The organism is Oribacterium sp. oral taxon 102, assembly GCF_013394775.1.
In the GTDB taxonomy this organism is placed as follows: Bacteria; Bacillota; Clostridia; order Lachnospirales; family Lachnospiraceae; genus Oribacterium.
In genome coordinates, this window is record NZ_JABXYT010000001.1 from 1,086,781 (window position 1) to 1,100,826 (window position 14,046).

Here is a 14,046-nt window from a genome sequence, read left to right on the forward strand (position 1 = left end):
TTTCTATGGCAAGCTGCTCTGCTTCATGAAGGAAAGCCGAGCAGCATAAGGAAGAGAATATCTGTGCCGGAGGGATTCAGCGTCCCAGAAGCGCCGCAATTTCATGCGGAAGCGGACGCATCCGCTCGAAGCTGTAGACCCGCCGATACCCCATTTCCCAAAGCTCCTCCAGCGTCTCCCGCAGATAAGCGCCGAGGTGGGCAGGCTTATGGCTGTCGCTGCCGATCGTCAGGAGCTCTCCGCCGAGCGAGCGGTAGAGATGCAGGATATCGCGGGATGGGGTCAGATCCGGAAGACCGTAGCGGTGGCTTGAGGTGTTGACCTCGATGCCCTTCCCGTCCCGGATCACGGTTTTCAGAATTTCCGAGAGCAGGAGCTTCCGCTTCTCGAAGGGATAGATGCCCTGCAGATCATAGCGGACGATAGAGTCGAGATGTCCGATTACGCTGTAGTTTTTGTATCGCCGGATGACGCGGAGCGTCTCCCGGTAGAAGCCCTCATTATATTCCTGCTGGCTCTTCCTCCTCTGGTAGTCCTGCGTCCAGAATTCCTGATCATCTATCTGGTGCAGGGACATGATGATAAAATCGAAGGGATAGCGGGTGAAAAGCCGTTCGTATGCCGGGATCGTGTGAACCTGCATTCCGAACTCCAGTCCCAGCCGGAGCGTAATCTCCGACCGATATTTCTGCTGCAGCGTGCGAAGCTCCGAGACATAGCGGGGATAGTCGACATTGGCATTCGCTACCTGCACAGGCTCTCCGATGTCTCCCCGTCGGTATTCGATGCCGCGCGGATCATCCCAGTCCCGCTTAACGCCGTAATCGACATGATCCGTGAAGCAGAGCTCGCGGATGCCGCGCCGGATCGCATCCTGCACGACGGCTTCCATCGGATAGTCGGAATCGTCGCTGTATGCGCTGTGGACATGGTAATCAAGCATTTGAGTCTCCTTCCATATCGCCGATTTCCTGCTCCAGTCCATGTAGAAGGATCGCGACGGCGAGCATGTCCGCCGCGCCGCCGGGACTGATATTTCTCCGGATGCATTCCTGATTCAGAATAGAGAGTGCGGAGAGCCCCTCCTCCCGGAATGCGCCGCCTGCTGCGAGGATTTTCGCTGCCCGCTGCCGAAGGAGGAGCATTGTTTCCGGGTTGCTCCGGCTCAGGACATTCGTATCGTTTAGCTTCGCCATGACAGCGAGAAGCGTGTTCAGGCGGACAGCGTTCAGGAGCGTCGGAGGGAGCGCCGCGCCTCCGGTGCGCTCCAGTGCATACGCGGTATAGCGCCGGATCGCCGGAAGCGCAGTATAGCGCAGGATCGGGAAGCCCTCAATCGCCTGTCCGCGGATGCCTCTCTCCCCGAAGCGGCGGAAGAGCCGTTCGCCGTAGGTTTTGGGAACGGAATGCTGCATTTGTTCGAATTCCGCAGTGAGGATCCGTGCTGTCATGCGCCCTGCGGTCTCGAGGACAGACTCTGCCGGCACAGCGCGGAGAGGATGCGTGCAGGAGGAAGACGAAGGCTCCTGCGCGGCGGAAGAGCCGTCTGCCGCGGGCGGCAGCACCTGAAGCATGTTGCCGTAGGCGGCGAGCGCGATTCCCATGCTGAAGAGCATTCCCTTATGCGTATTGACACCGCCGGTTGCCCGGAGCATCGCCTGCTCCGCCTCGATGCCAGTGCGGCGGATAGAGAGGAAGAGCCGCTCTGCTTCGGTACAGTCGTCCTGAGGCTGCCCTGCTTCCTGATAAGGGCGCGCGCAGTATCCCTGCTCGAACATCCGGGAGAGGAAGGGGGTGATCGCCGCTGTGCTTCGTTCGAAGGTGTGGACATCCATGTCCCGATGCGCGCCGTTGTCGTGGAGATCGACGAGCCCCGGCTTGGGCGTCGTGTAGACCTCGCCCAGCAGTGCATCGTGGATGCGCAGCTGCATCGCTTTCCGCAGCTGTCTGTGCTGTTTATCTTCTGTCATACGTTTCCTTTTCCCGCCCGAAACGGCAGATACGAAAAGAAGCGGACGTATTATGTCCGCCCGCTGTCCTTGACATTTTTTGCAGACTGCTTCTCGGCGAGCTGTGAAAGGCGCTTCACATCGCTGCAGAACGCCGCACCGCCGCAGCCCGTGCAGCCCTTCCCGCAGTTTTTTGACTCCGGTGCGTCCTGCCGGAGACCCCTTCGGAAGATCAGACAGCTCAACGCTCCCATTGCGAGGAGCAGAAGCAGTGCCAGAATTTTAATCATGGTTTTTCCCTTTCTCTTTTCGCGCAGCTAACAATCATTCGCACTCTCGCGATGCTTACACGTCGCTTCGTGTGACGTGGCTTCGCCTGCGGGATGGATACGGAATGCACCGCAGTTCATTACATGGGGAATCCGTGTTCCCCTAATAATGCGTGACCTTTCGCACTTCGCGGAGCTGCCGGAGGACGGACTCTGCCTCTTCAGAGCGGAAGAAGCGATAGGTGCTCTCGGGAACGAGCGGACGCAGCCGCTCGAAGTCTCCTTCCCGGAGCAGTGTCCGGACAGTGGAGGCGGAAACGGGGACGCCCTCGTGCATAAGCCGCGGGAGGACACGGCAGGCTATTCCTGCCTCCGGCAGGGCGGTTTGCATGAGCTCGTTGTAGAGTCCGGTCACGAAGGAGCTGGGCTCTGTGCCGACATAGCGTGTGCGGATGCCGAGAAGAGGGGAGATCTCGGTGAAGATCCGGAGATCCAGACTTGCCTGACTCCGTATCACCGATTCCTGGTCCTTCTGGAAGTATGCCGGAAAGGTGGCGGAGCTGATGATGTAGGAGCCGCTGTCATGGAAGACGATGTTCCGGAGATCACTGCAGCCCTCCAGCACGAGCTTCTTTCGAACCGCATAGGGGATGAGACTGCTGTCCTCCGAGACCAGAAAGAGATGGAGCAGCTCGGATTCCGCGAGCGCTTTCTCAATCAGATAGCGGTGCCCCCTCGTGAAGGGGTTGGCGTTCATCACGATCGCACTGATCCTTGGCATAGCGGCGGAGCCGCCGCAATCCTGTCCTTCCTCACAGCAGCGCGGTATGGGGAGGAAACGTGCACAGTCTATGCCGCGCTCGATCAGCTGTGTCTTCGTTTCACTTCGGAGCCCGGCGAGATAATTCCGGAAGCCGGAGGGTCTGTTCTCCATGAAGACCAGCTGCTCCGGAACGCGGATGATCTCGTAAAAGCCGAGACTCCCGAAGAATCTGGAAGCGCTGCATTTCGTATAGAGGAAAAGGTGGTAATTGCCTCTCCGGTACTGCTCCTCAATCAGATGGCTCACGACATCGTTCATCAGCGCCTCGCCCTGATGCGTGCTGTCGACCGCGAGACAGCGGAGGGTGTTTCGAAAGAGGCTTCCTGTCGCGATGACCTGTCCCTCCTCATCCAGCATGGCACAGGTATAGTCGAGATTTCGGTCGCGGCGGAGCTGCTCCCGGCGGAGAAGGCGGTCGACCTCTTCATTTGTATAATGATCCTTTTCAGAAACGGCGGTGATACGATATTCTGACATGGCGCTCCTTAGAGCCCGTACCGTGGCGGGCGAAGAAAAAGCTTATCTGCAGGGCGGTATAAAATCTTGCGAACCGATGAAGCAATTCAATAGTATGCTCTATCCAATATTACTCTGAATCAGGAAGAAATTCTACAATTACTTTCTCCGGATACTATGTGAATTTACAGGAAGCTTTGAACAGGTTCCCTTGAGAAAGAGACCTCAGCTTTGCTTATAGGATCAAATGAATGGGTGAAATATGGATTTACAGCCCGCATTTCACCCCGAAAGAGGAAAATGCAAAGGGAAAGCTTGCGCTTCGGGCGCTTTTATATTAGAATATTTCAGTGTTTATGGGCAGACAGGGATACTATGCCCACCCGCCCGGTGCGGATCTTCGGAAGCGAACGCGCATTGACGGGGAATCGGGGGGACAGGCAGGCGGTTCCTTTAGAAAAGCTTTTTGTGAATTTTAGGAGGATTTTATGGTTTCAGCAAGTGATTTCAGAAACGGCGTTACACTGGAAATCGAGGGACAGGTCGTACAGATCATCGAGTTCCAGCATGTTAAGCCGGGGAAGGGCGCCGCGTTCGTCAGGACGAAGCTTAAGAACGTCATCAACGGCGGCGTGACCGAGAGAACCTTCCGCCCGACCGAGAAGTTCCCGCCGGCACACATCGACCGTGTGGATATGCAGTATCTTTATGATGACGGCGAGATGTACAACTTTATGAACAATGAGAGCTTCGAGCAGATCGCGCTTTCCCATGAGCAGATCGCGGATTCCATGAAATATGTAAAGGAGAATGAGATCTGCAAGGTGGTTTCCTATCAGGGCAATGTGTTCTCTGTGGAGCCGCCGCTGAAGGTCACCCTCGAGGTTACCCACACCGAGCCGGGTGTGAAGGGGAATACCACTACCGGTGCGACGAAGCCGGCGACACTTGAGACCGGCGCAGAGATTCAGGTTCCTCTGTTCGTGAATATCGGAGACAAGGTCATCGTTTCCACGGTAGACGGCGAATATGTTTCCAGAGGGTAAGAGGATATCGTTCTGATGAGGACGGCTTCCCGCAGGGGGAGCCGTTTTCCGTTTCAGGGGGGCTCCGCATGATTCCGAGCGGCGGTGGCGATGCCGAATGACGACAGAGCCGGGAACGGACTGTATTTTGCATTTCTAAGAAGAAAAAGGAGTGGGAGCATTGACGACATTACAGAATCGGATCGCGGATGCGGTTCGGGCCGCCTTTTCGCTGGCGGGCTATGATGAGGCGCTTGGCAGGGTGACGGTATCCAACCGTCCGGATCTCTGTGAATATCAGTGCAACGGCGCGATGGCGGGTGCGAAGCGGTATCACGAGAAACCGATGGAGATCGCCGTAGCGGTGGCAGAGAAGCTTACAGGCATGGAGCTTGACGGGGAGCGGATTTTCTCGAAGGCAGAGGCGGTTATGCCGGGCTTTCTGAACCTGCGTCTGAACCCGCTCGTACTGGACAGCCATCTGAATCGAATGAACTTCGAGGAGGGGCTGGGGCTTGAGCCCTACGGGGCTGCAGAGACCATCGTGGTGGACTACGGCGGCGCCAATGTAGCGAAGCCGCTGCATGTCGGGCATCTGCGTTCGGCGGTCATCGGCGAAGCACTGAAGAGAATGGCGCTTCGTATGGGTAAGAAAGCCATCGGAGACGTACACCTCGGAGACTGGGGCCTGCAGATGGGATTGATTATCGCGGAGCTGGAGGAGAGGGGAAGGCTCGGGGAGCAGCTCACGATCGCGGAGCTGGAGGAGATCTATCCGGCGGCATCGAAGAAGGCGAAGGAAACGGATGAGGAGGGACGGCTCCTGCATCCGGATTTCGCGGAGAAGGCGCATGCGGCGACGCGCCGGCTGCAGGGAGGAGACGCGGAATGCCGAAGAGTCTGGGAGCAGATCATGGCGGTGTCCGTGGAGGATCTCAGGAAAAATTATGATGCACTGGATGTACATTTCGACCTCTGGAAGGGGGAGAGCGATGCGCAGCCGTATATTCCGGGGCTGATACAGCGCCTGATTGAGCAGGGGCTCGCTTATGAGTCGCAGGGGGCGCTGGTCGTCGATATCACGGAGCCGACAGACGCGAAGGAGCTGCCGCCGTGCATGATCCGGAAGTCGGACGGCGCGGCACTCTACGCGACCTCCGATCTGGGCACGATACTGGAGAGAGAGGAGCTGCTTCATCCGGATCGTTATATCTATATTGCGGACAGCCGGCAGGCGCTGCACTACACGCAGTTTTTCCGCGTGGCGAAGAAGGCGGGCTTCGTAAAGCCGGAGACAGACCTCACCTACATCGGCTTCGGCACGATGAATGGAAAGGACGGCAGGCCGTTCAAGACCAGAGAGGGCGGCGTGCTCCGTCTCGAGACGCTGATTCGGGAGACAAATGAGAGAGTGCTGGAGCGGATCCGGGAATCACGTTCGGATATGCCGGAGGCAGAGGCGCGGGAGAATGCGAGGACCATCGGGCTTGCGGCGCTGAAATACGGCGATCTCTCCAATCAGGCGACGAAGGATTATGTTTTCGATCTGGACAAGTTCACTGCCTTCGAGGGAAATACCGGCCCGTACATTCTCTATACCATCGTCCGTATTTCCTCGATTCTCCGGAAGTATGCGGCGGCGGAGCGGCTCGAATGCGGCAGGATGGAGGATTTCGTGAGAGAACACGCGACCGACTTCCGGATTCTCCCGATCGCGGCGAAGAGCGGTCACAGCCTGCAGCTGCAGCTCGGCCGGTATCAGGACACGATGAATACAGCATGGGAGGAGCTTGCGCCGCACAAGATCTGTACTTATATTTATGAGACGGCGAATTTCTTCAATTCCTTCTACCATGATGTGAAGATTCTGGCGGAGGAGGACGAGGTGCAGAAGAAGAGCTATCTCGGCACGCTGCTCCTGGCATGGAAGGTTCTGACCGACTGTATTCATACGCTGGGCTTTTCGGCGCCGGAGCGGATGTAGGACTGAAATTTTCATAAATTGTTCGGTTTTATTTTATGCATTTTTGTGCTATCATCATTGCATAAAGTGGGAAAAGGCTGCATTCATAAGCTTGTATTTTGAATAGTGCGGGAGGGAAGCATGGCGCAGAACGAAGAGAGAAAGTCCCATGTAGTGTATACGAAGGAGGAGCAGGGCTCCGTTGTGATCGCGGACGAGGTCGTAGCGATCATATCCGGGATCGCGGCGACCGAGGTGGAGGGCGTCGATTCCATGGACGGCGGCTGGTCGGGAGAGATCATTTCCCGCATGGGGATACGGGATCTCGCGAAGGGCGTTAAGATCGAGATCGAGGACTACCATGTATCGGTGTCCCTGAACCTCTGCGTGAAGTATGGCTACTCGATTCCTGAGGTTTCCAGAAATGTGCAGGACAGGGTCAGCCAGGCGATTGAGAATATGACCGGGCTGAATGTGCTGGACGTCAATATCAGAATATCCGGAGTGGCAACGAAAGACAATGAATAAGAGAGAAGAGAGAGACCACAAATTCAAGCTGCTGTTCTCCGCGCAGTTCTATCCGGACGGAGAGATTCCGGAGCAGCTCGCGCATTATTTCGAGTCTCCGGACTATGAGGACGGCGACCGGCTTATCCGCATTGAGGCGCTTTCCGAGGAGGAGGAGCGCAGTCTCAGGACAGAGGTGGGGAAGATCGTGGAACGGCTGCCGGAGCTCGACCGTGAGCTGGATAGGGCGGCAGAGGGCTGGACGACGAAGCGGATGTCCAGAACAGACCTCACTGTGCTGCGGCTCGCGCTCTATGAGCTGCACTATGATGAGGGAGTACCGGAGAAGGTCGCACTGAATGAGGCGGTTGAGATCGCGAAGAAGTACGGCGGCGCAGAGTCCGGCTCCTTCGTGAACGGCGTGCTCGCGCGTATCGTGAGCCCGAGAGAGGATACGGCAGCGGAGAAGACGCCGCGCAGTCGGAAGGGAGAGCTGACGGAGATGCGGCAGGGCGGCAAGAAGATGCACGTTCTGGTGAATAAAAAGGAATGAAGGAGCAGAGCTACACCGTATCGCAGGTAAACCGTTACCTCGCACAGCTCTTTTCCGAGGACTTCTCTCTGCGGTCTCTCACGGTTTCCGGCGAGATCTCCAACCTGAAGTACCATCCGTCGGGACATATCTATTTCACACTGAAAGATGCGGCTTCGCAGCTCTCTGCGGTTCTTTTCGCCGGAGAGCGGGCGGGGCTTACATTTACCTTGGAGAATGGCAGGAGGGTGCTGGTTTCGGGACGGATCGGCGTCTATCAGAGAGGCGGCTCCTACCAGCTCTATGCGATGCGGATCCGTCCGGACGGGATCGGTGAGCTCTATCTCCGCTTCGAGGAGCTGAAGCGGGAGCTCTCCGAGATGGGGATGTTTGACCCGCTCTATAAAAAGCCGATTCCGCGCTACGCACAGCGGATCGGCATCGTGACGGCAAAGTCCGGCGCAGCGGTGCGGGATATCATTCAGATCGCGAAACGGCGGAATCCCTATGTGGAGCTCTGGCTGTTTCCGGCGCTCGTACAGGGGGAACATGCGGCGGAATCCATCGCAGAGGGGATAGAAACGCTGGATCGCATGGGATTGGATGTGCTGATCGTCGGCAGAGGCGGAGGCTCTATTGAGGATCTCTGGGCGTTCAATGAGCGCGTGGTGGCGGAGGCAGTGTTCAATGCGGATACGCCGGTCATTTCCGCCGTCGGGCATGAGACGGATACGACGATCTGCGATTTCGCTGCGGATCTCCGCGCCCCGACGCCGTCCGCCGCAGCGGAGCTCGCGGTCTTTGACCTCAGGGCACTCCTGCAGGAGCTCACGGAGCGGAGAGAACGGCTGGATTCGGAGATGCTGACGCGGATCTTCGACCAGCGGCAGCGGCTTGGTTATCTTCGGCAGCGGCTGTCCCGGGAGAATCCGTCGGCGGTTCTTCGGCAGGAGCGGCAAAGGCTTGATCATATCGGAGAGCGGCTGCGCGGGCAGCTTTCGACCGCGCTGGAACGGAGCCGGCAGCGGCTGCTCCGCTACCCGGCATTTTCAGAGTGGATGGCGCGGCGGCTGGAGCGAAGTCGAAATGCGCTTTCGCTTCGTGCGGAACGGCTGGAAGCGGTATCCCCGCTCCGCAAGCTTTCTGCCGGCTATGCGTACCTTCAGGACGCGGAGGGGCGCAGAGTGGACAGTGTGGACAGCGTCGCGGCGGGAGAGCTGCTACGGATCTCGCTCCGTGACGGAGACATTCGGAGCCGAGTGGAGTCGGTGGAGAAAATGACGAAGGGAGGAGGCGCGTGACGAAGGAGATGCAGAAACAGACGGCGGAGGCGGAGAATACGGCAGCTTCCGGACGGCAGGAGGCAGCGCATACGGAAAAGAAGCCTCACCGCCGCAGCGGGAAGAAGGCAGAGGATGCGGCAGTGCAGGAGGAAGAGACGCAGCAGAGCCTCGAGGAGATCTTTACGCTGCTGGACAGCCTGCTTTCCGAAATGGAGAATGCAGAGAGCCTCGAGAAGTCTTTCCGGCTCTATAAGAGAGGCGTCGAGCTGATCCGGCAGGCAAACGAGAGCATAGACAGGGTAGAGAAGCAGGTGAGGGTATTGGATGAAGAAGGAATTCTCTCTTGAGCTAAGGGAACGGACAGAGGAATGCGAGGCGGTGCTGCGGCGCTTTCTCCCGCGGGAGGAGGGGATGCAGGCGCAGGTCATCCGCGCGGTGAATTATTCGCTTCTGGCAGGCGGGAAGCGGCTCCGTCCGCTTTTGATGCATGCGTCCTATGTGCTTCTCATGCGGACGGAGGATACGGGGGCGGAGCGGCTTCTTCGGGCGTTCATGGCGGCGATGGAGATGATCCATACCTTTTCGCTTTGCCATGACGATCTGCCCTGTATGGATGGGGACAGATATCGGAGAGGGCAGGAATCGACATGGTTTCGCTTCGGGGAGGATATGGGTACGCTGGCAGGAGACGCGCTCTCTCTTTATGCCTTCCAGCTGGTTTCGGGTACATTTCAGCGGGAGCTCGGAGCGGCGGAGCGGGAGAGGCTCAGCGGGCGCTTCGTCCGCGCACTGTTCCGACTCTCGGAATGCAGCGGGATCGACGGGATGCTCGGCGGACAGGCAGTGGATGTGGAGAAAACCGGCAAGCCGCTCACGGAAGCGGAGCTCCTCTTCATTTACCGCTTGAAAACCGGCGCGCTTTGCGCGGGCGCGCTGGAGATCGGCGGGATGCTTGCGGGGGCATCGGAGCAGGAGGTCTGCCTTCTCCGCGAGATCGGAGAGCAGGTCGGCATTGCGTTCCAGATTCAGGATGACATACTGGACGAGACCTCGACCGAGGAGGAGCTGGGCAAGCCGATTCATTCCGATGCAGGGAACGGCAAGACGACTTACGTTCGTCTCCATGGAATCGAGGGTGCGGAGCAGGAGGTTCGGCGGCTTTCGGAGGAGGCGCTTTCGAGGCTTCGTGCGCTTTCTCCCTCGGAGAACCGGCGCGCCTTTCTGGAGGAGCTGATCCGTTATTTAATACACCGAAAGAGTTGATATGCTATTAGAGGAGATTCATGGCCCGGAGGATCTGAAGGGGCTGAGTGTACAGGAGCTCACGGCGCTTTCCGCAGAGATCCGGCAGTTCATCATTGAAAAAACAGCAGAATATGGGGGGCATCTCGCTTCCAATCTGGGGGTAGTGGAGCTGACGATCGGGCTGTATCGCGCCCTGAATCTGCCGACAGACAAGCTTGTCTGGGATGTAGGGCATCAGTCCTATACCCACAAGATCCTGTCGGGACGGAAGGACAATTTCGACGGGCTGCGGCAGTACGGAGGAATGAGCGGTTTTCCGAAGCGCTCGGAGAGCCCCTTCGACTGCTTTGATACCGGACACAGCTCGACCTCTATTTCCGCGGCGCTGGGGATCGCGGAGGCGCGGGATATCAAGGGCGAGGATTTCACCGTTGCGGCGGTGATCGGGGACGGCGCGCTCACCGGAGGCATGGCGTACGAGGGACTGAACAATGCGGCGCGGATGCGGAAAAACTTCATTATCATCCTGAATGACAATGAGATGTCGATCTCGAGGAATGTCGGCGGGATGTCGAGGTATCTGAACGGACTGCGGGCGGGCAGGGGCTATAACCGGATGAAGCTCTCGGTCGGCAGCTTCCTGCTGTCTATCCCGGTGATCGGAGAGCCGATCGTGCGGCGGATACAGCGGACAAAGAACTCGCTGAAGGCACTGCTCATTCCGGGGATGCTCTTCGAGAATATGGGACTGACCTATCTCGGGCCGGTGGACGGACACGACATCCAGGCGGTGGAGCGGGTTATCCGCGAGGCAAAGCAGATCGACCACGCTGTACTCGTTCATGTGCTCACAAAGAAGGGCAAGGGCTACAAGCCGGCGGAGAAGTTTCCGTCCCGTTACCATGGGGTCGCTCCCTTCGATATCCGGAGCGGAAAGGCGAAGCAGGCATCCGGTGAGAGCTATACCGAGGTTTTCTCCAGGAAGCTCGTGGAGCTCGGCGCGGCGCATCCGGAGCTCGTCGCGGTGACGGCGGCGATGCCGGACGGCACGGGGCTTCGGGACTTCTCCGAGAAGTATCCGAACCGTTTCTTCGATGTCGGGATCGCGGAGGCGCATGCGGTCACGAGCGCGGCGGGAATGGCGAGCGAAGGGCTTCGGCCGGTAGTGGCAGTCTATTCCAGCTTCCTGCAGCGTGCCTACGACCAGATTGTCCATGATGTCTGCCTGCAGAAGCTGCCGGTGGTCTTCGCGATCGACCGCGCGGGACTGGTCGGCTCGGACGGAGAGACGCATCAGGGGATCTTCGACTATTCCTTTCTGAGCAGTATTCCGAATATGACGATCATGGCGCCGAAGAATGCGCGGGAGCTCCGGGAGATGCTGGAGTTCGCGATCACGTTTCCGCGCCCGATCAGCCTGCGCTATCCGAGAGGGACGGCGTATCAGGAGCTCTCGGAGTTCCACGCGCCGATCGAGCTGGGAAAGGCGGAGCTTCTGTATGAGGGGGAGGATGTGGCGATGGTTGCGGCAGGCTCCATGGTTTCGACTGCCGTACACATCCGAGAGAAGGCAGCGCGGCAGGGAGAGAGACTCACCCTCGTAAATGCCAGATTTATCAAGCCCATCGATACAGAGATGCTGGAACGGCTGGTACGGGACGGGCATCGCTGCATCGTGACGCTGGAGGAAAATGTGAAGCAGGGAGGCATGGGCATACAGATGCAGGCGTATCTCACGGAGAGGCATCCTGAGGTCCGGGTACTCACGATCACGCTGCCGGACTGCTATGTGGAGCATGGAGACGTCTCCAAGCTTCGGGAGGGGCTCCGGATCGATTCGGACTCCGTCATGGAACGTATGCGGACAGAAGGGGTGATCCATTGAAGAAGGAAAGACTGGATGTCCTGCTGGTGGAGCGGGGACTCGCAGAGTCCCGGGAGAGGGCGAAGCGCAGCATTATGGCGGGCATCGTCTATGTAAACGGAGAGCGGGAGGATAAGGCAGGGAGCAGTTTCCCGGCGGAAGCGGTCATTGAGCTCCGAGGCAGCACCCTCCGCTATGTCTCCCGCGGCGGACTTAAGCTGGAAAAGGCGATCGAGACCTTCCATGTCAATCCGTCCGGCAAGACCTGTATAGATATCGGCGCCTCCACCGGCGGCTTCACGGACTGTATGCTGCAAAACGGCGCGGAAAAGGTATTCGCCATCGATGTGGGGCATGGGCAGCTTGCATGGAAGCTGCGGAACGACCCGAGGGTCGTCTCCATGGAGAAGACGAATATCCGCCATGTGACGCCGGAGCAGATCGGGATGAGGGCGGGGCTGATCTCCATCGATGTCTCCTTCATCAGCCTGCGGCTGGTGCTGCCGGTGGCGAAGACGCTGCTCGCACCGGACGGAGAGCTGCTCTGCCTGATCAAGCCGCAGTTCGAGGCGGGGAGAGAACAGGTCGGGAAGAAGGGCGTCGTCCGGGATCGGGACGTACACAGGGAGGTCATCGTTCGGACGCTCACCGCGGCGGCGGAGCTGGGCTTCCGTCTGCTGGGACTGAGCTATTCCCCGATCAAGGGGCCGGAGGGGAATATCGAGTATCTGGCGCTGCTCTGTCTCGGAGAGGGACAGGCATTCCCGGAGCCGCTCCCCGAGATAGCAGAGAGGGTCGTTTCGGAGAGTCACAGCGCGCTGGACAGGGAAAGCGGAGCATAGCTGGGAAGAAAATGAAAATCGCATTGATTGTCAACAGAACGAAACAGGATACCGAGGAGTACAAGGCATTGATTCTGCAGGAGCTTGCCGCGCGGAATGCCTCGGTTCTTCTGCTTCCGAACAGGGATTATAAGAGAGAGAGCCTGGAGGGAGCGGACTGTATCATTACCCTCGGCGGAGACGGGACGATCCTCCGGACGGCAGGTGTGCTGCGCGGACTTCCGATCCCGATCCTCGGGATCAATACGGGGCATCTGGGCTTTCTCACGGAGGTTTCCGGGAGGGAGGGGATCGCCGGAGCGGTAGAGGCGGTCTGCAGCGGGGGCTATTACAGGGATGTCCGCTCGATGCTTCACGCGAAGGTTTTCCGGGGAGATCGGGAGCTCGCCTCCGGGATCGCGCTGAATGAAATCCTGCTTTCGAGGCGGAGGGGCATCAGCATTCTGCGCTTCCGTATCCTTTGCGACGGACAGGAGCTCTCGCCCTACTCGGCGGACGGTATTATCATTTCCACCCCGACAGGCTCTACGGCGTACAATCTTTCCGCGGGAGGACCGGTGGTCTCTCCGACGGCGCCGGTCTATGTGCTGACACCGATCTGTGCGCATTCCCTGAACAACCGTCCTGTCATCATGGACGATGACAAGCAGATGGAGATCCGGGTAGAGTCTTCGGCGCAGCTTCTGGCGTTTGACGGGGAGAGGAGCTTCGCACTCCGTGCCGGCGACAGCGTGCGGATCGAGAAGGCGGAGGAGCAGACGATACTGGTGAAGCTTCACAGGGGAAGCTTCCTGAAGAAGCTGAGAGAGAAAATGGCAGGAGTATAGGATGAAGAAGGGCAGACAGGAAAAGATTATCGAGCTGGTGACGAAGATGCACATCGAGACACAGGAGGAGCTGGCGGAACGGCTGAACAGCGCCGGTTTCCGCGTGACGCAGGCGACGGTCTCCCGGGACATCAAGGAGCTGAAGCTTTCCAAGGTCACGGGGAATGCGGGCAGGCAGTACTATCAGGTGCTCCCGCAGGAGCAGCAGAGCTTCACCGATAAGTACACACGTGTGCTCCGCGAAGGGCTTCTGTCCATGGATACCGCGGGCAATCTCCTCGTGATCCGTACGATGTCCGGTATGGCGAACGCGGTGGCTGCGGCGCTGGATCATCTTCGGCTCGATCGGATCGTCGGGACGCTGGCAGGGGATGATACGATCATGTGCGCCGTGAAGGACAGTGCGGACGCGGAGCTCATCACAGAGCACCTGCAGGAGCTCCTGGGGAAATAGGCGGAAG

General features: G+C 58.6%; 15 protein-coding genes. 11 read left to right on the plus strand and 4 right to left on the minus strand.

Going from position 1 to position 14,046, the window contains the following annotated elements:
* Positions 1-76: 76 nt before the first annotated feature.
* The 4 genes from HW273_RS05005 to HW273_RS05020 all read right to left on the minus strand — a co-directional run bounded on the left by HW273_RS05005 (position 77) and on the right by HW273_RS05020 (position 3,518).
* Positions 77-943 carry a histidinol-phosphatase HisJ family protein gene (locus HW273_RS05005; RefSeq protein WP_179010732.1) on the minus strand — a complete coding sequence of 289 codons (867 nt, stop codon included), beginning with the start codon at positions 941-943 and terminating at the stop codon, positions 77-79.
* On the minus strand, positions 936-1,970 hold the full coding sequence (locus HW273_RS05010; RefSeq protein WP_179010733.1) for a triphosphoribosyl-dephospho-CoA synthase: 1,035 nt from the start codon (positions 1,968-1,970) through the stop codon (positions 936-938). Before HW273_RS05010 ends, HW273_RS05005 begins: the two co-directional genes overlap by 8 nt.
* A gap of 50 nt (positions 1,971-2,020) precedes the next feature.
* A complete protein-coding gene (locus tag HW273_RS05015; protein ID WP_179010734.1) occupies positions 2,021-2,239 on the minus strand; it encodes a hypothetical protein in 219 nt (72 codons plus the stop codon).
* A gap of 142 nt (positions 2,240-2,381) precedes the next feature.
* Entirely contained in the window at positions 2,382-3,518 is a 1,137-nt protein-coding gene (locus tag HW273_RS05020) for a [citrate (pro-3S)-lyase] ligase (protein WP_179010735.1), read from the minus strand.
* Positions 3,519-3,985: 467 nt separating this feature from the next.
* On the opposite strand from HW273_RS05020, the gene efp reads away from it, so the two are divergent.
* The 11 genes from efp (at position 3,986) to argR (ending at position 14,039) form a co-directional block, all read left to right on the plus strand.
* Positions 3,986-4,543: an elongation factor P gene (gene efp / locus HW273_RS05025; RefSeq protein ID WP_179010736.1), complete on the plus strand. Its 558-nt coding sequence runs from the start codon at positions 3,986-3,988 to the stop codon at positions 4,541-4,543.
* A gap of 160 nt (positions 4,544-4,703) precedes the next feature.
* Positions 4,704-6,506: an arginine--tRNA ligase gene (argS, locus tag HW273_RS05030; protein WP_179010737.1), complete on the plus strand. Its 1,803-nt coding sequence runs from the start codon at positions 4,704-4,706 to the stop codon at positions 6,504-6,506.
* Positions 6,507-6,626: 120 nt separating this feature from the next.
* Entirely contained in the window at positions 6,627-7,013 is a 387-nt protein-coding gene (locus HW273_RS05035) for an Asp23/Gls24 family envelope stress response protein (protein WP_179010738.1), read from the plus strand.
* Positions 7,006-7,545: a transcription antitermination factor NusB gene (gene nusB, locus HW273_RS05040; RefSeq protein WP_179010739.1), complete on the plus strand. Its 540-nt coding sequence runs from the start codon at positions 7,006-7,008 to the stop codon at positions 7,543-7,545. The genes HW273_RS05035 and nusB overlap by 8 nt, the downstream gene beginning before the upstream one ends.
* The gene (gene xseA, locus HW273_RS05045) at positions 7,542-8,825 is read left to right on the plus strand and encodes an exodeoxyribonuclease VII large subunit (RefSeq protein ID WP_179010740.1); all 1,284 of its coding nucleotides are present in this window, start codon (positions 7,542-7,544) and stop codon (positions 8,823-8,825) included. Before nusB ends, xseA begins: the two co-directional genes overlap by 4 nt.
* Entirely contained in the window at positions 8,822-9,154 is a 333-nt protein-coding gene (locus tag HW273_RS05050; protein WP_330603957.1) for an exodeoxyribonuclease VII small subunit, read from the plus strand. Before xseA ends, HW273_RS05050 begins: the two co-directional genes overlap by 4 nt.
* Positions 9,132-10,070 carry a polyprenyl synthetase family protein gene (locus HW273_RS05055; protein WP_179010741.1) on the plus strand — a complete coding sequence of 313 codons (939 nt, stop codon included), beginning with the start codon at positions 9,132-9,134 and terminating at the stop codon, positions 10,068-10,070. Before HW273_RS05050 ends, HW273_RS05055 begins: the two co-directional genes overlap by 23 nt.
* A gap of 1 nt (position 10,071) precedes the next feature.
* Positions 10,072-11,937: a 1-deoxy-D-xylulose-5-phosphate synthase gene (gene dxs / locus HW273_RS05060; RefSeq protein WP_179010742.1), complete on the plus strand. Its 1,866-nt coding sequence runs from the start codon at positions 10,072-10,074 to the stop codon at positions 11,935-11,937.
* Positions 11,934-12,758, plus strand: coding sequence for a TlyA family RNA methyltransferase (locus HW273_RS05065; RefSeq protein ID WP_179010743.1), 825 nt, complete (start codon positions 11,934-11,936; stop codon positions 12,756-12,758). The genes dxs and HW273_RS05065 overlap by 4 nt, the downstream gene beginning before the upstream one ends.
* An 11-nt stretch (positions 12,759-12,769) precedes the next feature.
* Positions 12,770-13,585 carry an NAD(+)/NADH kinase gene (locus tag HW273_RS05070; RefSeq protein WP_179010744.1) on the plus strand — a complete coding sequence of 272 codons (816 nt, stop codon included), beginning with the start codon at positions 12,770-12,772 and terminating at the stop codon, positions 13,583-13,585.
* A 1-nt stretch (position 13,586) separates the two neighbouring features.
* Positions 13,587-14,039 (plus strand): arginine repressor, encoded by a 453-nt coding sequence (gene argR, locus HW273_RS05075; protein ID WP_179010745.1) that lies wholly within the window; start codon positions 13,587-13,589, stop codon positions 14,037-14,039.
* Positions 14,040-14,046 lie beyond the last annotated feature (7 nt).

Bases quoted from the DNA above. Each gene is read 5' to 3' on its own strand.
- HW273_RS05005 (WP_179010732.1), bottom strand. From the start codon at position 943: ATGCTTGATTACCATGTCCACAGCGCATACAGCGACGATTCCGACTAT.
- HW273_RS05010 (WP_179010733.1), bottom strand. From the start codon at position 1,970: ATGACAGAAGATAAACAGCACAGACAGCTGCGGAAAGCGATGCAGCTG.
- HW273_RS05015 (WP_179010734.1), bottom strand. From the start codon at position 2,239: ATGATTAAAATTCTGGCACTGCTTCTGCTCCTCGCAATGGGAGCGTTG.
- HW273_RS05020 (WP_179010735.1), bottom strand. From the start codon at position 3,518: ATGTCAGAATATCGTATCACCGCCGTTTCTGAAAAGGATCATTATACA.
- efp (WP_179010736.1), top strand. From the start codon at position 3,986: ATGGTTTCAGCAAGTGATTTCAGAAACGGCGTTACACTGGAAATCGAG.
- HW273_RS05035 (WP_179010738.1), top strand. From the start codon at position 6,627: ATGGCGCAGAACGAAGAGAGAAAGTCCCATGTAGTGTATACGAAGGAG.
- nusB (WP_179010739.1), top strand. From the start codon at position 7,006: ATGAATAAGAGAGAAGAGAGAGACCACAAATTCAAGCTGCTGTTCTCC.
- xseA (WP_179010740.1), top strand. From the start codon at position 7,542: ATGAAGGAGCAGAGCTACACCGTATCGCAGGTAAACCGTTACCTCGCA.
- HW273_RS05055 (WP_179010741.1), top strand. From the start codon at position 9,132: ATGAAGAAGGAATTCTCTCTTGAGCTAAGGGAACGGACAGAGGAATGC.
- dxs (WP_179010742.1), top strand. From the start codon at position 10,072: ATGCTATTAGAGGAGATTCATGGCCCGGAGGATCTGAAGGGGCTGAGT.
- HW273_RS05070 (WP_179010744.1), top strand. From the start codon at position 12,770: ATGAAAATCGCATTGATTGTCAACAGAACGAAACAGGATACCGAGGAG.
- argR (WP_179010745.1), top strand. From the start codon at position 13,587: ATGAAGAAGGGCAGACAGGAAAAGATTATCGAGCTGGTGACGAAGATG.